Genomic DNA, 18,933 nt, shown 5'->3' with positions numbered 1-18,933 from the left:
GCAGCCTGAGGGCAGCTTTGAGCTGCCCTTTTCTTTTTGCCGAACATGCCGGTGTTTCAAGCGGTTTCTTTTTCTGCCTCTTGGGCGTTTTCCACCAAAGGAAAGGGTAGGCGTGAAAGCATTTCCTTTGGCACCACCTGCCACACGCGCTCAAGGGTTTCTGCCCAATTGCTTAAAAGCATGGCTGCATGGCGGCTATCCGTTTCCAGCAAATGCCGTTCGATCAGGCCTTTCAATTCCGCTTCCCAGCGCGGTGAACGGATGCGGTCGAACACCACCGTGTCGCGGTTGATGTGATTGTCCAGAATCTCCCGGTCATCATAGACAAAGGCCATGCCGCCGGTCATGCCTGCCGCGAAATTATCGCCCACCGATCCCAAAATCACGCGGTACCGCCCGTCATATATTCGCAGCCATTGTCGCCGCAGCCCTCGACCACCACTTCGGCGCCGGAATTGCGCACCGCAAAGCGTTCGCCTGCTTGTCCTGCGGCAAATAACTGTCCCGATGTGGCCCCATAAAGCACCGTATTGCCGATGATGGTGTTTTCATTGCTGGCCAAAGGCGAGCGTGCGGGCGGGCGCACAACGATGGTGCCGCCCGACAAACCCTTGCCCACATAATCATTGGCATCGCCATAAACCACCAGCTTCAACCCGCGCACGGCAAAGGCCCCAAGGGATTGGCCTGCAGAGCCTTTGAGCTGCACCGTTACATGGCCGGGGGCCATATCCTTGTGCCGCTTTTGACGGACCAGATGGGCGGAAAAGCGGGTGCCAACGGCACGGTGGGTGTTGCGCACCGCGTAGGTGAGCTGCATTTTCTCCCCGCGTTCGAACACCGGCTTGGCATCTTCTACCATGCGGGCATCCAGGGTATCGGGTACCTCATTGCGGCCATCGACGCGGCAGATACGCTCTTCATCAGAGGCGTCGACGCGCACAAGGATGGGATTGAGGTCCAGATCGTCCAGACGTGGTGACCCACGGCTTACCTGCCGCAACAGATCGGAGCGCCCGACGATTTCCTCTAGAGAGGTGGCCCCGAGTTTCGCAAGAATTTCTCGCACATCTTCGGCGAGGAAGGTCATCAGATTGACCACTTTTTCCGCCGATCCGTCGAATTTTTTGCGCAAGGCTTCATCTTGGGTGCAAATGCCCACGGGGCAGGTATTGGAATGGCACTGGCGCACCATCAGGCAGCCATGGCCACCAATGATGCGGTGCCGATGCCGAATTCCTCGGCCCCCAAAAGCGCCCCGATAACAATATCGCGCCCGGTTTTGATGCCGCCATCCACCCGCAGGCGGACCCGGTGGCGCAGGCGGTTCAGGGTCAGCACCTGATTCACCTCGGCCAACCCAAGCTCCCATGGGGCACCGGCATATTTGATAGAGGTTTGCGGCGATGCCCCGGTGCCGCCCGAATGGCCGGAAATCTGAATCACATCCGCATGGGCTTTGGCCACGCCGGCGGCGATGGTACCGATGCCGGCAGAGGCCACCAGCTTCACGCAAACCCGGGCGATGGGGTTGATCTGCTTGAGATCGTAGATCAGCTGGGCCAGATCTTCGATGGAATAAATATCATGGTGGGGCGGCGGAGAGATCAGCATGACGCCGGGGGTAGAATGGCGCAGCCTGGCGATCAATTCCGTCACCTTGAAGCCGGGAAGCTGGCCGCCTTCGCCGGGCTTTGCACCTTGGGCGACCTTGATTTCCACCTCTTCGCAATTATTGAGATATTTCGCCGTGACGCCAAAGCGCCCGGACGCGATCTGCTTGATGGGGGAATTGGCATTGTCGCCATTGGCATAAGGCGTGAAGCGGCGCTCATCCTCGCCCCCCTCGCCCGATACCGATTTTGCCCCGATACGGTTCATGGCGATGGCCAGCGTTTCATGGGCTTCGGGCGAGAGCGCCCCCATGCTCATGCCCGGTGTTACAAAGCGCTTCCTGAGTGCGGTCACCGATTCCACCTCGTCCAGATTGACGGGTTTTTGCTTGGGGACAAAGTCCATCAGATCACGCAGGTTGACCGGCGGCAGCTTGGCCAGGGCATCCACATAATGGCGGAACTGCGAACTGGCTCCGCTGGCCACGGCCATTTGCAGCATATGGATCAGGCGGCCTTCAAAGGCATGGGTTTCCCCACCGGCACGATAGCGGTATAGGCCGCCAATGGGCAGGCTGGTGACATCTTCGCCAAAAGCGCGGGCGTGATTGGCGCGCAGGGTTTCTTCAATGCCCGCAAGGCCGATGCCGGAAATTTTCGACGGCACATTGGGGAAAAATTCCGCAGCCAAGGCCCGCGATAGGCCCAGGGCTTCGAAATTGCCCCCGCCGCGATAGCTGGAAATGACACTGATGCCCATTTTGGAGATGATTTTCAGCAAGCCATTGTCGATGGCTTCTTTCCAGTTGCTCAGGCATTTTTCAAGGCTCATGCTGCCAAACAGGCCACGGCCATGGCGTTCTTGCAGCGCTTCTTGCGCCAGATAGGCGTTGACCGTTGTTGCTCCAACGCCGATCAACACCGCATAGGCATGGGTATCCACACAATCGGCGGCTCGCACATTAAGGCTGGCAAAGGTGCGAAGGCCCTGATTGAGAAGATGTGTGTGGACCCCGCCGGTGGCCAGAATCATTGGCACCGGCGCCCGATCTGGGGAGACTTTTTCATCGGTCAGGAAAATCTGCCCCAAGCCAGAGCGCACCGCATCTTCCGCTTCGGCGCGGATACGGTCCAGCGCCGATTTCAGCGCGCCAGAGCCTTCATGGATATCAAAGGTGCAATCGATGATGGTGGCTTCATTGCCCCAATAATCAAGCAAAGCGGCATATTCCCGCGAGGTCAGCACCGGACTTTCAAGAATCAGCACATTGTTTTGCGGATTGTCGCCATCCAAAACATTGCCGAAATTCCCGAACCGGGTTTTGAGCGACATCACCCGTTGTTCGCGCAAAGGATCAATGGGGGGATTGGTCACTTGCGAGAAATTTTGCCGGAAATAGTGCGACAAGGGGCGATAATGCGTGGACAGCACCGCAAGGGGGGTGTCGTCGCCCATCGATCCGATGGCCTCTTTGGCTTCGGCGGCCTGCGGGTGCAGGATCAGTTCCAGATCTTCATGGCTCAGCCCCGCCAGAATTTGTCGGCGGCGTAATTCGGAATGGTCGAAGGCCGAAGGCTCGTCCCGATCGTCGGGGACAATATCGGCGAAATCTTTAAAATGGCGCACCCAGCGTTCAAAAGGCCGGGCAGCCGCCAGTTGATCCTTGAGATCGCGGTCATGGTAAAAGCGGCCTTCCACCAGATCCACGGCGATCATCTGGCCCGGCCCCAAACGGCCCTTTTCCGCCACATCTTCTTCGTGGACCACCACCATGCCCGCTTCCGAGCCGACAACCACCAAGCCATCGCGGGTGACCGTATAGCGCAAGGGGCGCAGGCCGTTGCGATCCAGCCCCGCCATGGCAAAACGCCCGTCATAAGCGACAAGGGCGGCGGGGCCGTCCCAAGGTTCCATCACCGAATTGCAATAGGCATACATGGCGCGATGTGCATCGGGCATGGTGACCCGTTTCGACCAGGATTCCGGCACCAGAAGGCTTTTGGCCATGGGGGCGGAGCGGCCGGCGCGCACCAAAAGCTCGAACACCGAATCGAGGGCGGCGGAATCCGACGCGCCTTGCGGCACCACAGGCTTGATGCTTCACCGCGGTCGCCAAAGGCCAGAGAGGCCATGCGGATCTGGTGGCTGCGCATCCAGTTCACATTGCCACGCACGGTGTTGATTTCGCCATTATGGGCGATCATCCGGAAAGGCTGGGCCAGCCACCACTGCGGAAATGTGTTGGTGGAATAGCGCTGATGATAAAGCGCGAAAGACGATACAAAACGACTGTCTTTCAGATCGGGATAAAACACCGATAATTGTTCAGCCAGAAACAGCCCCTTATAGATGATCGACCGGGCCGAGAGCGAACAGATATAAAATTCATTGATCTGTGCCTCGATAACCGCTTTTTCGATGGTGCGGCGGATCACATATAAGTCGCGTTCAAAATGCTCTTCATCCAGGCCTTTGGCATTGGAGATGAGAATCTGTTCGATTTCGGGGCGGGTGGATTGCGCCTTGGTTCCGATGACGGATGCATCCACCGGCACTTGCCGCCAGCCATAGATCTTGTGCCCGGCTGCGAGAATGGCGCCCTCAACGATGGAGCGGCAGCGTTCTTGCGCCGAAAGATCGGTACGCGGCAAAAACACCATGCCTACGGCGATGCGCTCATCTTCAGCGATGTTCTGGCCCATACGTTGTGCATGATCGCGGAACAGCGCATGGGGAATTTCCAGATGAATACCCGCACCATCGCCGGTTTTTCCGTCTGCATCCACAGCCCCCCGGTGCCACACGGCTTTCAGTGCTTCAATGCCTGACAGCACCACGCGACGCGAAGGCTTTCCGTTCACGGCGGCCACAAGGCCGACACCGCAGGCGGCATGCTCGTCCATGGGATCGTAAAGGCCAATGGCGCTGGGGGGATAAACACTCATCTGGGGTCTTTCCTGACATCACGGACCATCAACATAAGCGGTTAAGGGTCCATAGGGTGGCGGATGGCTTGGGTCTTTCCAGCCGCGCCCGAAGCTCGGGGCCTGGCGCGCGGCGGAAAGGGTCTTAAAGCGGCGCTGGAATGCTTAGGGATTCAGCGGTCAAACGCTGCTTGATATGCTCCATGGCTGTCATGGCTGCCTGTTGCGACATCTGCATACCCGCCTGCATGCTTTCGCGGGCGATGACCGGCTGTTTTTCCAGCAATTTGACGCCCAAAGGCGTTTTGTAGAAGGCGGTCAGTTCGCGGATTTCCTGCGTTGAAAAATGCCGCGACCAGACAGAGGCCGTAAGGGCCACCACCGCCGGTTTCATATCGTTCATGGTGGCCGTTACTTCTTCACGAACAATGGTGCGCAGCTTTTCGGACTGGTCGGGATTGGCCTCCAAAAGCATGGGCAGAATATCTTCATTGAACAGGCCGATCATCTGGTCGGCCATGGCTTCCACCTGAGTGATTTCTACCAATTCACGGATGGCGGCGGTCTTTTCTTCATCCTCTTGGGCGCTGGCGGGTGCGGCAAGGCAAAGCCCGGCAAAAACCGCGGCAAAGGAAAGAGAGCGCACCGCGCGGAGAGGGGATAAGGGGAGTCGGAACATTCGTTAAACTTTCGGTTGGATTGAAGGTTGGTAATGCTCGCCAAAGGTAGCTTTCTACGCAAGCCCTAACTGACAGTCTCAAGCGCCATTGTGCGGTCTGGCTGCGTTTCCGGCTTGGGATTGCGCTGGTCCTTCAAATAGCGGTCTATGGCGCTGGCGGCATCCTGACCATCGCGCACCGCCCACACCACAAGGGACGCCCCGCGCACAATGTCCCCTGCGGCAAACACCCCTTTGATAGAGGTTGTCATGCTGCGATGATCGGTTTTCACGGTTCCCCATCCGGTGGTGAGAAGGTCCGTTGTGCCAAAGGCTTTGGAAGATCCTCGGCTTCAAATCCCAGGGCATGGATCACCAGATCGGCATCCAGACTGTGGCTTTGGTCGGGCACGGGCTCCGGGGCGCGTCGTCCTGTGGAATCGGGTGGGCCAAGGCGCATGCTGGAAACCCGCACGCCGTTTACCGTGCGCCGCCCCAAAAAGGCTTCGGGGGCCGAGAGCCAGTCGAACTGGACGCCTTCTTCTTCCGCATTGGCTACTTCGCGGGCCGAGCCGGGCATATTGGCCCGGTCACGGCGATAAAGGCAGGTGACGGCGCTGGCTCCCTGACGGGTGGCGGTACGCACGCAATCCATAGCCGTATCGCCGCCGCCGATCACCACAACCCGTTTGTTTTTGACATCAAAGCGCTCCAGATCGGATTCGGGCAGCTGATCGCCCAATCCAATGCGGTTTGCATGCACCAGATAAGGAAGCGCAGGGACAATATTGCCCAATCCCACGCCCGGCGCTTTCAAATCGCGGGCCTTATAGGTGCCGGTGGCGATCAAAACCGCGTCATGGGTTTTGCGCAGATCGTCAAAGCCGAGATCCCGTCCGATATCCACATTCAGGCGGAAGGTGACGCCGCTGTCGATCAACCGTTGGCCGCGCCGCGTGACCACCTCTTTTTCCAGCTTGAAATTGGGGATGCCATAAATCAGCAGCCCGCCGATGCGGTCATAGCGATCATAGACCGTGACTTGATAGCCCTTGCGGCGCAGGCGCTCGGCTGCCGCCAGCCCCGCAGGCCCGGCTCCGATGATGCCAACGCTTTGATCCCGCTCCATGGGGGGCGTGATGGGGCGCACCCAGCCTTTTTCCCACGCCAGATCGGTGATGTGTTTTTCCACGGCCCCGATGGTGACGGAGTCAAAGCCTTTTTCAATGACACAATTGCCTTCACACAGCCGGTCTTGCGGGCAGATGCGGCCACATATTTCGGGCATGGAATTGGTGGCCGATGAAATTTCATAGGCTTCTTCCCAGCGGCCTTGAGCAGCCAAACGCAGCCAATCGGGGATGTTATTTTGCAAGGGGCAATGGATTTGACAAAATGGCACGCCGCATTGAGAACAGCGCGATGCCTGTTCGGCGGCTTTTTCCGCAGCAAAAGCGCTATAAATCTCGTTGAAATCCGTTTGCCGCTCCACCGCCGATCGCTTGGTCGGCATGGCTTGGGCAATGGACACGAATTTCAGCATAGGCTCGCTCATGGCGGATCCTTTTCTTATAGCTGCCGGATCGGTTCAGGCAGCCTAGTGGCTCGGCTCGTCAGGGCGTTGGGCTGCTTGCAAATCAAACCCTCGGCCCTCTCTTTTGGGGTATGTCGTTTGTTTCCGTGGGACATTTCGCCCTTCTTTCCCAATCCGGTCGGGACAAGCCCGTGGCTGGGTGGAACGACGGATCAAGACCATGCGATACAGCAAAACGCGACAGATTGGGGCGGCCTTGCTGCCTTGGTAATCTCGATATCGGCAATCTATCATCATAAATTTTGGAAAACGAGTATGAAATGGTCTATAGGCCAGAAAACCTGCCCTAAAAAAGACAACATAAAGCGTTTTCGGAACGCCAAGCCTATCCGCAGCGTTCAAGCACATGAACAGGCCTTGCACGATCTGGGGCAAGGGACACTGGCATGATGGGGAAGTTCGGGGCATAACAGCGAGGCTGTGTTGCGTGCCATATTCTTGTTTTTGTCGCTTTTGCGACTTTGTGATGCGGAGACTGTGAATGCCGCTTTTCCATCTTTTGATCCTTGCTCTTGTGCAAGGGATCACGGAATTTCTACCCATTTCCTCTTCGGCGCATTTGGTTCTGGTGCCGGTTTTTACCGGCTGGGATGATCAGGGCCTCTTGATCGATGTATCTGTTCATGTGGGCACGCTGGCAGCCGTTCTGGTATATTTCTGGCGCGATACGAAAGGCTTGGCTTTGGCAATGCTGGGAAGCTTGGCGTTGTGCCTGCCCGTCGGGCTGTGGCGGGCAGCCGTTATCCGACGTTATTTTGGGGATTGGTTCTGGCCACTATGCCGGTGGTCATAGCGGGATTGGCGTTCAAGCTGACCGGATTGATCGATGCCTTGCGCAGCCCATTGGTGATTGCTTTTGCCAGCATTGGTTTTGGCTTGCTTCTTTACGGGGTGGATCAAAAAAGGCCCTGCGAAAAAGAAATGAAGAGCCTGGGATTGAAGGCGGCGCTGCTGATCGGTTTGTCACAGATTCTGGCGCTTATTCCGGGCACGAGCCGCGCGGGGATTACCATGACGGCGGCCCGCCAGCTTGGCTTCAAACGCCCGGATGCGGCGCATTTTTCCATGCTGCTTTCTATTCCCACCATTTTGGCGGCTGGTACGTTGGCGGGGCTTGATCTGGTGGAAAAAGGGATGGATGGGCCGTGGCAGGACGCCTTGATCGGTGCCGGTTTATCCTTTGCGGCGGCCCTTGCGGCCATTCATTTCCTGATGCGTTGGTTGCAACATGCCAGCATGACCATATTCGTTATTTATCGCGTGGCGCTGGGTTTGGCGTTGCTGGTGTGGGTGCTTTTATAAACGCCTGCTTTTGGTGTTCAGCCTTTAGCCAAGGGTGACCGCGCGGCGTAAGGAAAGAGCGATCAATCGTGCCGTGCGGCGACGCTCCGCGTCGCTCATCGCCGGATGGGTGGCCCGGCTTTTGGGGATGCTGTGCACCTTGGTTCTTTCATCGCCCTCATGGCCTTTTAAGGACAGGCGGTTCGTTTTGTGTTGATGGTTGGGCATAGCTTGGCCTGTTGGTCTGTCACTTTTTCAGATGGCTTGTCATTCTGGCCAAGCCCGGTGGCGGGTCGAAGAAGATGATCCTTCTTGGAAAGCTTAGCAAGCTTTGGGCCAAATGCGCTGAAGGCCGGAAAGCCTTGCGGTGCGGCATGGGGACTATGTGGTTTTTGCAGCAAACGGAATATTCGACCCGGCAGGGCGTGCCGCCTTTTCAGGTCATCCGGCAGATAGGTGCCGTGAAAACTGTCCCTTGGGGCGATAGCGGACGAAATATCCCGGCAAAATCGCTTCCATGGGGGTGGCGGTGATTCCCAGTGTTTTCAAGGTCAGCGCATCGCTTTGCACCACATTGTCCACCCTCAGCAAGCGCAGTTGATCCGGTGTCAGGGGTGGCTTGGGCAAAAATTGCAGCAAGGCCGCCTGAAGACGCGCCAGCGGCATGGGAATGTCAAGCAAGGCTTGTGAATCCCAGCTTGATCCATGATCAACGACAAAAGCGATCGGAAGGTAAAAATCTCCGGTCCGCCAAGCTCATAGGTTCGCGCTTTGGTGGTTTGTCCGCCCATCAAGACAGCCAGCACCGCCTTGGCCACATCGCCCACATAAACCGGCTGAAAGCGTGTATCGCCAGCGATCACCGGCATGAAGGGCAAGCGCTTCCCAAGGGCGGCAAAGCGGTTGGTAAAGTCGTCTTCGGGGCCGAAAATCAGGCTGGGCCGCAATATGGTGGCTTTGGGAAAAGCGGCATAGACCGCTTCTTCGCCCATGGCTTTGCTTTGTGCATATAGCGAAGACGCGTTTTTATCGGCCCCGATAGCAGAGATCTGCACAAGGGACTTCACCCCTTCCCGGCTTGCCGCTTTGGCAAGAATGCCGGCTCCTTCGGTCTGTATCTTATGGAATTTTTGCGATCCGCGTTGATATAGAATCCCCACAAGGTTGATCGCGGCATCGGCCCGTCTCAATGCGGCGGCCACAGACCGTGGATGGGTGATATTGGCTTGAACGGTCTGGATCTGCCCCACCGCACCCAGCGATAAAAGAAACAGAGCTTGATCGGGGTGGCGCACCGCCACGCGTATCCGCCAACCCTTTCGCGCCAAAGCCTGCACCACATAGCGACCAACAAAGCCGGAGCCGCCAAAAACCGTTACCAAGGGATAGGTCATGTTCGCCTCCGATCAGCCCCGATATCCGGGGGTTTTTCGCAGCCAGAAAGGCAGGCCCTATGATTAAGTGTATCTTGTTGGCCATATTACGACAATTGATGTGAAAAAGATCTGATGGCGGGGCAAATAAGCAGCTTGACAAGATGGGCGATGCCTATTAGCTATCGCCGCCTTACAACCCACCTGCCCAGGTGGCGGAATTGGTAGACGCGCTGGCTTCAGGTGCCAGTGATCGCAAGGTCGTGGAGGTTCGAGTCCTCTCCTGGGCACCATTCTTTCTCTGGCTTGCTTCGGCTTCGGCTTTCTTTTGCCGCCACGCCCAATGTGACTGTGCGCTGGCTGGAGCAGCAGACCCCATAAAACAAGAGCATGGCAGCCTTTTAGGCTCCGATGGCCATGAGGCCCCCTCTATGTCGGGTATTCGCGCCGTTCCTTCTCGGTCCGGATAGGACCCCTAAAAACCATCACCCGATTGCTCGATCGTCCGGTTGGTCTGGTCGTTTTGCCTTGCCTTTATAAGGGAGCGGGTAAAGCGCCTTGGGACTTTGTGCGCATAAAAAAAGCCGCCACCCGGGGGCAGCGGCTTTTGATTGAAAGCGATCTTGTATTTTAGGACGAGCGGATCGAACTCAGGAAATGTTGCACCTGCTCGCGCAATTCGCTGGATTGGGTGGCCAGCGATTTTGCCGAGCCAAGCACCTGGTTGGCGGCTGCGCCATTGCTGGCAGCCCCTTCATTCAGGCTGGCCATATCGCGGGAAATGTCTTGTGCACCGGCCGACACTTCCGAAACATTGCGGGCGATTTCCTGAGTCGAGGCGTCTTGTTCTTCCACGGCCGAGGCAATGGATACCGCCGTTGTATCGATTTCCGCAATGATGGTCCGGATCGCTTCGATGGCATCGACGGTCTTTTTCGTTGCGTCCTGCATGCCATCGATCTGGGCTGAAATGTCGCTGGTGGCTTTGGCCGTTTGATTGGCCAGGGATTTCACCTCGCTGGCCACAACGGCAAAGCCTTTCCCGGCTTCGCCTGCCCGTGCCGCTTCGATGGTGGCGTTCAGCGCCAAGAGATTGGTTTGATCGGCAATATCGTTGATGAGATTGACCACATCGCCGATTCGTTGTGCCGCATCCACCAATTCCCGGATATCGCCGGAGGCGCGCTCCGTGCGTTCCACGGCATCGCGTGCCGAGGTGCTGGATTGATTGGTTTGAGAGGCAATTTCACGCACCGAGGCAGACAGTTCTTCGGCGGCGCTGGCCACCATTTGCAGGCTGTTGGTGGCATGGTCCGCTGTTTTGGAGGTGACGCTGGCACGGCTTGCATTGTCGTTGGCGGTTTCCGTTAATCCTTGTGCCGCATGTTCCATTTCGCTGGCGGCTTGGTTGAGGCCGTCCACCACTTGCATGACCGAGGCTTCAAAGGTATCGGCCAGTTGCAGCATTTCTGCCTGGCGCTGCTGCCGTGATTCCTCTTCCCGCTCCAATTCGCGCTGGCGCTGGGCTTCTTCCCGTTCGCGGGCCACCCGTTCGGCCTCTTCACGTTCATGGCGTTGGCGTTCTTCCGCTTCATGCTGCGCGGTTTCGAGGCGGATTTTTTCCACCGCATTGTCTTTAAAAACCTGAACACTACGGGCCATGTCGCCAATTTCATCGCTGCGACGGGTACCCCGTACGGAGACCTCAAGATTGCCCTGAGACAATTCAACCATGGTACGGGACAAGCCTGCCATAGGCCCCACGATCCGCCGCACCACCAGCCAGAAAGAAATGGCCCCGACCATCAGGGTAAAGGCCAGTAGAACCACATCTTTCCAGAATTGGGCTGCTTCGGATGCTTCATTGGCGAGAGCTTGTGCACTGGAAAGCTCGCCAGCCCGTTCGGCCAGTGTTTGAACGGGTTCCAAGGCGTCGGTGGCTTTTTCAATCCATTCAAGGGCTGTGAAGGGGTTGGGTTCACCCAGCTCGGCGGCGGCATAAACCTCATCCCGGTCCAAACCGAAATTGTCGAAAAAGGTGCCGCGCACATCTTCCAGCAAAGGCGAAAGCTCTTCGGAAACAAGCTCCGAGCTCACCAGTGCCTGCACATCTTGCCATGCGGATTCCACATGACCGTTATAGGTGGAAACGATTTGCAGCATCAGGCTGGATAGGGGGCGTCCGGAGGCCATGGACTCGCCGATGGTGGCCCAATCCCGCGAGGCATATTCCTGCATACGCCACAGCAGATATTTAAGCTGCCCATTGGCCTGAATAGAGGGGTGGCTGGGAGCAAAGCTATAGGTCAGGGCAAGTCGCACGTCCAAAATGCGTTCGATCAGATCGCCCAAAGCGTTGGAGGCATTCCGCCCGATCCGCGATTCGCGGTTATCCGCAGACTGGATCAGGGCGCGATCCACCGAACCGCGCAAGGTCATATAGTTCTTTTGCGCCTCTGCCATGGCGCTCATCAGGTCGGATTTATTGGGGAAATCGGGAAGGGAGTCCAGATGGTCGTGCAGGTTTTCATAGGATCGGTCGAACTGCGCCCGCTCCTTTGACATCATCATGGAAAACTGGGGGTCTGGCGCTTCATCAAAGCCCAAGGCGGTGCTGACCACGCCCCGCTCTACTGCCAAGGCAAGTTTTGCCTGGGTCATGGCTTCAATGGTGTCTCCAACCGCCACTTGCAATTCCGCGTCTCGTTGGCGGTCAAGGGCGGTCAGGGCCGCGATGGCTCCGTAAAACACCACAACCGCAACGAGTACACCGACAATTGTCAAAAGAGAGTTTCGCACCGTCAGAACGCGGAGCAAAAGTTCTGTCAGTTTCTTTTCGTCCCAACCAAGCATAGATAACATTTCTACGACCCCAGGTACCATCCACGACTCAGGCACTCGAACATGCCCGGTATTCTGTCGCATTGTGACAAGCTGGTATTAAGGAATATTAAACGCTAAACTTGATGCGAATTTTAAGGTCAGGAATCGTTCATTTTCAGGGCGGCGATGAACGCATCATGGGGGATTTCCACCTTGCCATAGGTGCGCATACGCTTTTTCCCCGCCTTTTGCTTTTCCAACAGCTTCCGCTTGCGTGAGACGTCTCCGCCGTAACATTTCGCGGTAACGTCTTTACGGAGAGCGGAGATTGTTTCCCGCGCCACCACCTTGCCGCCGATGGCCGCCTGAATCGGAATTTTGAACATTTGACGCGGAATCAAATCCTTAAGCCGTTCGCATAAGCCGCGCCCCCGGGTTTCTGCCTGTGACCGATGTACCAGCATCGCCAGCGCATCCACCGGTTCGGCATTCACCAGAATCGACAGCTTCACCAGATCGCCTTGACGATATTCCTTCAGCTGATAATCGAAGCTGGCATAGCCCCGGCTGACGGATTTCAGGCGGTCATAAAAATCATAGACCACTTCATTGAGCGGCAATTCATAGATCAACATGGCCCGGTTGCCGGCATAGGTGAGCTGTTTTTGAATGCCGCGCCGATCTTCACACAGCTTCAAAACGGAGCCCAGATGTTCATCGGGCAGCATGATGGTGGCTTCGATCCACGGTTCTTCGATATGGGCGATGCGCACAGGGTCGGGCATATCTGCAGGATTGTGCAGTTCTTCCAAAGTCCCGTCGGTTTTATGAACCTTATATACCACCGATGGGCTGGTGGTGATCAGATCCAGATTAAACTCGCGGTACAGCCGCTCTTGAATGATCTCCAGATGCAACATGCCCAGAAATCCGCAGCGGAACCCGAAGCCCAGGGCGGCCGAACTTTCCGCTTCAAACTCGAAGCTGGCATCATTCAGGCGTAATTTGTGCAAACTGTCGCGCAGATGTTCGAAATCGGCGGCATCGGCGGGGAACAGGCCGCAAAACACTACGGATTGTGACGGCTTGAATCCGGCCAAAGCCTCTGCACAAGGTTTTTTGGCTTCGGTGATGGTGTCGCCCACATTGGTGTCGGCCACTTCCTTGATGCCTGCAGTGATAAAGCCGATTTCTCCCGGCCCAAGGCTTTCCACCGGCGTTTTCTTGGGGGAGAAAATACCGACGCGGTCGATGGGATGCTCGGCCCCGGTGGCCATCATCTTCATCACCATGCCTTTTTTCATCACCCCGTCCATCACGCGGACCAGAACGACAACGCCCAGATAGGGGTCGTACCAGCTATCCACCAGCATGGCTTTCAAGGGCTTGTTGGCGTCGCCTTTGGGGGCGGGCAGCTTGGTGACCAGCGCTTCGAGCACCTCATGGACGCCGACGCCGGTTTTGGCAGAGACCGGAATGGCTTCAGAGGCGTCGATGCCGATCACATCCTCGATTTGGCGTCGGATTCGCTCCGGCTCGGCGGCGGGCAGGTCGATCTTGTTCAGAACCGGAACCACTTCGTGGTCAATATCGATGGCCTGATACACATTGGCCAATGTTTGGGCTTCCACGCCCTGGCTTGCATCCACCACCAAAAGCGAGCCTTCGCAGGCTTTCAGCGAACGCGAGACTTCATAAGCGAAATCCACATGCCCAGGGGTATCCATCAGATTGAGGATATAGGTTTCTCCGTCATCGGCTTTATATTCCAGCCGGACGGTCTGCGCCTTGATGGTAATGCCCCGCTCGCGCTCGATCTCCATCGAATCGAGCACCTGCTGCTTCATTTCGCGGTTGGTCAGCCCACCGCAATCCTGAATGAGGCGATCCGCAAGCGTGGACTTGCCGTGATCGATATGCGCGATAATCGCGAAATTACGAATGTTTTCCAGTTTGGCCATGGCGCGTCATATAGCGCTGCTGCAGCCTTGCTGCAATGCGGCTTCGTATATTGGCCGTCGATTTCTTTAAGATATCACCAATTGGACATCATGGACGGCTTTTCGGATTTCTTGCTGGCAAGCAAACGCCAAACCTGCAAATCGCCGCTTTCCATCATACGGCGGCGCAGGGACCAGAATTCCGCCTCTTTCAAAAGAGCCTGCAACAGCGCTTCGCCATCTTCTTGTCGGGATAATTGCGCCGCCACTTTATCGGCTCCGGCCCAGGCTTTGTTGATCAGGTCGATATAGGTGGGGGTGATATTTTCACTGACCCGAATATTGAAGCGGGCTTTTTTGGCCAGATCCACCAATTCGGCCGAAGTCACCATATAGGGGCGGCGTTTTTCCTGTTCCGATTCGCGCCATTGGCGATAGCTTTCCTTGCCAAGGACATTATCGGAGCCAAGCACGAAGTCGGTCATCAAAAACAGGCCAGAAGGCTTCAGATGCGCTTCCACCAGCCCCATCATCCGAGCTTTGTTTTCAATAGTGAAGAAGGCTTCCTTTGCGAAAGCCCGATCGAAATTGCGCCCGAAACTGTCGACCTCTTCTGTGGAAAAGTGCTTGATGTCGGCCTTTTTCGCCATGCCCGCCATCAGCGATTTTTCATTGGCGAGCTTTACCAAGCGTTCAGAGGTTTCATAGCCGGTTACCCAAGCGCCAAATTTATCGGCAAGGGTGCGGGCTGGCCCACCCAGATTCGCGCCAATTTCAAGCAAGCTCATTTCCGGCGACAAGGCCAGCAATTTGCTGACCGAAATCACATGTTCGGGGCCGCCGGGGCCGCAATATCCCTCGCCCCAGATATATTGCGCAATCTCTACCCGGTTGGAATCCCACGGATCGAAAGGCAATTCCAGATCTTCGGGGGAAACGTCCGGTGCCGTTTTGGCTGGAGAAGCGGGGGATTTGGGCGGGTCTTCAGGCACATTGCTTTGCTGCAAAGCGGCCTTTCGCGCCAGTAATTTTTCTACATCCGCAGGGTCATAGCCTTGCCACCAAGCCATCATACGGACTTTCAGTGACATCGGAGAAGCCGCTTTTTTCTGCCGAGACGAGGCCATAGAATTATGGGTCCGCACATTAGAACGACACCAGAATAGGAAGGGCGCAATACGCCCGTCCTACACGGATTTCATCCTGACAAAAAAAGGTTAGCAGAGTCTTAGCGGCGAAGAGCACCCCCTGTGGCTTTCTCAACCATAGCGACGATTTTCGCGCAAATCGCTTCTATTTCGCTTTCTGTAAATGTTTTTTCCTGTGGTTGCAATCTGGCTGCGATAGCCACGGATTTTGACTCCGGCGCAACCCCTTTGCCCTCATAAATGTCGAACACATCCACCGATTCGATATACCGTTTATCGGCACTTTTCGCCGCTTTTATCACGGTGCCCACATCTATATCGCGGTCGATGAGGAACGCAAAATCGCGCTCTACCGCAGGCAGGTTCAACAGGCGCAGGGCAGCCCGGCCACGTCCGCCTTTGCGTTTTGGCTCGGGGATCTGGTCCAGATAGACCTCGGCTGCCACCACGGGGCCTTTCACATCCAGATCTGCCAGGGCTTTGGGGTGCATTTCCCCGAACGCAGCAAGAATGCGCTTTGGACCCAAGCGTAACGTTCCCGACCGGCCCGGATGGTACCAGTGGGGAGCGCCGTCGAAGACTTGTAAATTTTCCACCGGTGCTCCGGCAGCCGCCAGTGCGGCGATGGCATCGGCCTTGGCATCATAGGCATCCACCTCACGCGACGGGTCGCGCCAATGGCGGGCGCCGGTTACGCCCAGACGCACGCTGGCAGCGATCAGGCTTTGATCTTCGGGCTTGGTGCCGCAATAAGCCGGACCAACCTCGAACAGGGCCACCGATCCTGCACCGCGATCGCGGTTGCGGCCTGCGGCTTGCACCAGATTGGGCACAAGGCTGGGGCGCATCATATCCAATTCCGAGGAAATGGGATTTTCCAGCATCAGATCATGATGGCCGCCAAAGGCCCGGGCGGTGGTGCTGTCCATGAACGACCAGGTGACGGCTTCAAACAACCCTTCAAGGGCCAGACACCGTTTTACAGAACGGGCTCGGCTTTGCCCCAGAGTCAGGGTCGGGCGGGCCACATCATGCAATCGTGGCAGCGCCACAGACGGCACTTTATCATAGCCTTCGATGCGCAGGATATCTTCCACCAGATCGGCTTCCCCGTCCACATCGGGCCGCCAGCTGGGCACGCGAACCATGATCCCTGCATCGCTTTCTTCCCAGCCAAAGCCAAGGCTTTCCAGAATCGCGCGGGAGCGGCTTTCGGGCAGATCAAGCCCCCCAAGGCTGGCCACGCGCGACGGGTTGAAAGCAATGCGTTTATCAGGGGTGGGCACGGTTCCGGCCACCACGATCCGGCTCGCCTCTCCGCCAGCCAGATCAAGGATCATACGGGTGATAAGCTCTAGCCCCGGTATCACAAAGGCCGGATCAACGCCGCGTTCAAAGCGGTAGCGGGCGTCTGAATCAATGCCCAGGCGCCGCCCTGTTTGCGCGGTTTGTACGGGTTCGAACCATGCGGATTCCACAAGCACATCCACGGTATCGGCGCTGACGCCAGAGGCTTCGCCACCCATGACGCCGCCAAAGCCCAATGGCCCGTTATCGTCGGCAATCAGACATTCGCCGCCTGCCGTTTCATAGGTTTGTCCGTCAAGGGCCGCGACTTTTTCGCCGGGCTGTGCCAAGCGGGCATGCACCGTGGTGCCGATTTTCGCTGCATCATAAACATGCAGGGGGCGGGCGCGGTCATAGGTCAGGAAATTGGTCAGATCCACCAGCAAGGAAATGGGACGCAGGCCGATGGCCTTCAAGCGCTGTTGCAGCCATTGGGGGCTGGGGCCATTTTTCACGCCCCGGATCAGCCGGGCGGCAAAGACCGGGCAGGCATTTGGTGCATCGGTCTCGATGGCGATGGGGCAATCGAATGTGCCAGCGACAGGCGCAATCTCGGGCGTGATCACCCGACCCAGACCGGCGGCGGCGAGATCCCGCGCAATGCCGGAAACGCCCAAAGCATCGGGATGATTGGGGGTGATGGCAATATCGATCACCGGATCATCAAGACCGGCGATTTCAGCGAAGGACGCGCCGATGGGGGCATCGGCATCCAGTTCGATAATGCCGTCATGTTCATCGGATAGCATCATTTCCCGTTCGGAACACAGCATGCCCGACGAATCGACACCGCGAATTTTCGCCGGTTTCAGGGTCATGTCGATCCCCGGCACATAAGAGCCGGGCGGTGCGAACACACCCTTCATGCCTGCCCGCGCATTGGGGGCGCCGCAAACCACCTGAATGATGCCTGCGCCGGTATCCACCTTGCACACGCGCAAGCGGTCGGCATCGGGGTGCGGATCGGCAGCGATGACATGGGCCACTTTGAACGGGGCCAAAGCCTCACGCGGGTCGTCCACGCTTTCTACTTCAAGGCCGATGCGGGTCAGGGTGTCTGTGATCTCGGCAAGGGATGCTTCGGTTTCAAGATGCTGCTTAAGCCAGCTTAATGTGAATTTCATTTCGACAACCCTCCGGCCAGCGTCGGCACCTCCAGCGGCGCGAATCCATAATGATCGAGCCAGCGCACATCCCCTTCAAAGAAGGGCCGTAAATCGGTCATGCCATATTTCAACATGGCCAAGCGGTCGAGCCCCGCCCCGAAGGCAAAGCCCTGAAATTCATCGGGATCAAGGCCGCAGGCGCTCAGCACACGGGGATTGACCATGCCGCATCCCAGAACTTCCAGCCAATCATCGCCTTCGCCCACCACCAAAGCGCCATCCCGCCATGCGCAATTGATGTCCACCTCTGCCGAAGGCTCGGTGAAGGGGAAATAGCTTGGCCGAAAGCGCATACGCACCCGGTCCACCTCAAAGAACGCACTGAGCCATGCTTCAAGGCAGCCCTTCAGATGGCCCATATGGGTGTTGCGGTCCACCACCAGCCTTCCACCTGGTGGAACATGGGGGTGTGGGTGGCATCCGAGTCGGAACGGAAGGTGCGGCCCGGTGCAATGATGCGCAGGGGCGGCTTTTCATTCAGCATGGTGCGGATCTGCACCGGCGAGGTATGGGTGCGCAACACCTTGCGCTCGCCAATGGCGTCCGGGCGCAGATAGAAGGTATCGTGCATTTGCCGGGCCGGATGGTGCTCGGGGATATTGAGCGCCGTAAAATTATGGAAATCATCTTCGATATGCGGCCCTTCGGCGACCGCAAAGCCCAGATCGGCGAACACTTCCGACAGTTCATCAAGCACTTGGGTGATGGGATGGATGCGCCCTTGCCGACGGGGGGACACCGGTAATGTCATATCCTGACGCTCTTGCGCCAAGCGTTGATCGAGCGCCGCTGCTTCGAGCGCTGCTTTTTTCAAAGCGATGGCATCCATGATGCGCGTTTTCAATTGATTGAGCGCCGGGCCCGCTTCCTTGCGCTGCTCAGGCGTCATGGCCCCAAGCTGCTTCATTTCCTGGGTGACAAGGCCCTTCTTGCCCAAGGCTTTTACCCGAACCGCTTCCAAAGCGTCGGGGGAGGCGGCCTGTTCAATATCGGCCAGAAGGCTGTGTTCCAGCTGCTCGCTCATATCCATGCTCGCTTGATGTAATGGGTCTGTGATGCGTGTCG

At 57.2% G+C, this 18,933-nt stretch carries 9 protein-coding genes, 1 tRNA gene and 4 pseudogenes; 4 read left to right on the top strand and 10 right to left on the bottom strand.

Translation table 11 applies throughout. The features are described from left to right. Nucleotides 1-56: 56 nt before the first annotated feature. The 3 genes and pseudogenes from gltB to JCM17844_RS10920 form a co-directional block, all read right to left on the bottom strand. Nucleotides 57-4,559, bottom strand: a pseudogene (gene gltB, locus JCM17844_RS17330) (glutamate synthase large subunit). Between the two features lie 124 nt (nt 4,560-4,683). Then, the gene (locus tag JCM17844_RS10925; protein ID WP_150000985.1) at nt 4,684-5,217 is read right to left on the bottom strand and encodes a DUF2059 domain-containing protein; all 534 of its coding nucleotides are present in this window, start codon (nt 5,215-5,217) and stop codon (nt 4,684-4,686) included. A gap of 65 nt (nt 5,218-5,282) precedes the next feature. Next, a pseudogene (locus JCM17844_RS10920) lies at nt 5,283-6,751 on the bottom strand (NAD(P)-dependent oxidoreductase). A gap of 75 nt (nt 6,752-6,826) precedes the next feature. Here JCM17844_RS10920 and JCM17844_RS10915 point away from each other — a divergent pair. The 3 genes from JCM17844_RS10915 (at nt 6,827) to JCM17844_RS16675 (ending at nt 8,092) form a co-directional block, all read left to right on the top strand. Beyond that, on the top strand, nt 6,827-7,180 hold the full coding sequence (locus tag JCM17844_RS10915; RefSeq protein ID WP_150000984.1) for a hypothetical protein: 354 nt from the start codon (nt 6,827-6,829) through the stop codon (nt 7,178-7,180). A 91-nt stretch (nt 7,181-7,271) separates the two neighbouring features. Then, nucleotides 7,272-7,583 (top strand): undecaprenyl-diphosphate phosphatase, encoded by a 312-nt coding sequence (locus JCM17844_RS16680; RefSeq protein ID WP_210431842.1) that lies wholly within the window; start codon nt 7,272-7,274, stop codon nt 7,581-7,583. Then, the gene (locus JCM17844_RS16675; RefSeq protein ID WP_268885149.1) at nt 7,568-8,092 is read left to right on the top strand and encodes an undecaprenyl-diphosphate phosphatase; all 525 of its coding nucleotides are present in this window, start codon (nt 7,568-7,570) and stop codon (nt 8,090-8,092) included. The genes JCM17844_RS16680 and JCM17844_RS16675 overlap by 16 nt, the downstream gene beginning before the upstream one ends. Before the next feature lie 24 nt (nt 8,093-8,116). Here the strand turns inward: JCM17844_RS16675 and JCM17844_RS10905 are convergent, their stop codons facing one another. Together JCM17844_RS10905 and JCM17844_RS10900 are read right to left on the bottom strand one after the other, a co-directional pair. Next, the gene (locus JCM17844_RS10905) at nt 8,117-8,299 is read right to left on the bottom strand and encodes a hypothetical protein (protein WP_150000983.1); all 183 of its coding nucleotides are present in this window, start codon (nt 8,297-8,299) and stop codon (nt 8,117-8,119) included. A 213-nt stretch (nt 8,300-8,512) separates the two neighbouring features. Then, nucleotides 8,513-9,465, bottom strand: a pseudogene (locus JCM17844_RS10900) (complex I NDUFA9 subunit family protein). 185 nt (nt 9,466-9,650) lie between these two features. Here JCM17844_RS10900 and JCM17844_RS10895 point away from each other — a divergent pair. Continuing rightward, a tRNA-Leu gene (locus tag JCM17844_RS10895) sits at nt 9,651-9,737 on the top strand. A gap of 337 nt (nt 9,738-10,074) precedes the next feature. Here the strand turns inward: JCM17844_RS10895 and JCM17844_RS10890 are convergent. The 5 genes and pseudogenes from JCM17844_RS10890 to pheS form a co-directional block, all read right to left on the bottom strand. Further along, the gene (locus JCM17844_RS10890; RefSeq protein ID WP_210431838.1) at nt 10,075-12,297 is read right to left on the bottom strand and encodes a methyl-accepting chemotaxis protein; all 2,223 of its coding nucleotides are present in this window, start codon (nt 12,295-12,297) and stop codon (nt 10,075-10,077) included. 128 nt (nt 12,298-12,425) lie between these two features. Then, on the bottom strand, nt 12,426-14,228 hold the full coding sequence (lepA, locus tag JCM17844_RS10885; protein ID WP_150000981.1) for a translation elongation factor 4: 1,803 nt from the start codon (nt 14,226-14,228) through the stop codon (nt 12,426-12,428). 74 nt (nt 14,229-14,302) lie between these two features. After that, complete coding sequence (locus tag JCM17844_RS10880; protein ID WP_210431837.1) at nt 14,303-15,298, bottom strand: methyltransferase domain-containing protein; 996 nt, start codon at nt 15,296-15,298, stop codon at nt 14,303-14,305. 137 nt (nt 15,299-15,435) lie between these two features. Further along, nucleotides 15,436-17,826, bottom strand: a complete 2,391-nt coding sequence (gene pheT, locus JCM17844_RS10875; RefSeq protein ID WP_150000979.1) for a phenylalanine--tRNA ligase subunit beta — start codon at nt 17,824-17,826, stop codon at nt 15,436-15,438. Further along, nucleotides 17,823-18,898 (bottom strand): annotated as a pseudogene (pheS, locus tag JCM17844_RS16060) (phenylalanine--tRNA ligase subunit alpha). Before pheS ends, pheT begins: the two are co-directional and overlap by 4 nt. Nucleotides 18,899-18,933: the final 35 nt, after the last annotated feature.

This window comes from Iodidimonas gelatinilytica, assembly GCF_008579125.1.
GTDB classification, from domain to species: domain Bacteria; phylum Pseudomonadota; class Alphaproteobacteria; order Sphingomonadales; family Rhodothalassiaceae; genus Iodidimonas; species Iodidimonas muriae.
The sequence above is the reverse complement of the archived record's forward strand: the minus strand, read 5'-3'. Positions and strand labels throughout refer to the sequence as shown.

Coding starts and splice junctions, on each gene's coding strand:
- pheT (WP_150000979.1), bottom strand. CDS start 17,826: ATGAAATTCACATTAAGCTGGCTTAAGCAGCATCTTGAAACCGAAGCA.
- JCM17844_RS10880 (WP_210431837.1), bottom strand. CDS start 15,298: ATGTCACTGAAAGTCCGTATGATGGCTTGGTGGCAAGGCTATGACCCT.
- JCM17844_RS10905 (WP_150000983.1), bottom strand. CDS start 8,299: ATGCCCAACCATCAACACAAAACGAACCGCCTGTCCTTAAAAGGCCAT.
- lepA (WP_150000981.1), bottom strand. CDS start 14,228: ATGGCCAAACTGGAAAACATTCGTAATTTCGCGATTATCGCGCATATC.
- JCM17844_RS10890 (WP_210431838.1), bottom strand. CDS start 12,297: ATGCTTGGTTGGGACGAAAAGAAACTGACAGAACTTTTGCTCCGCGTT.
- JCM17844_RS16675 (WP_268885149.1), top strand. CDS start 7,568: ATGCCGGTGGTCATAGCGGGATTGGCGTTCAAGCTGACCGGATTGATC.
- JCM17844_RS16680 (WP_210431842.1), top strand. CDS start 7,272: ATGCCGCTTTTCCATCTTTTGATCCTTGCTCTTGTGCAAGGGATCACG.
- JCM17844_RS10925 (WP_150000985.1), bottom strand. CDS start 5,217: ATGTTCCGACTCCCCTTATCCCCTCTCCGCGCGGTGCGCTCTCTTTCC.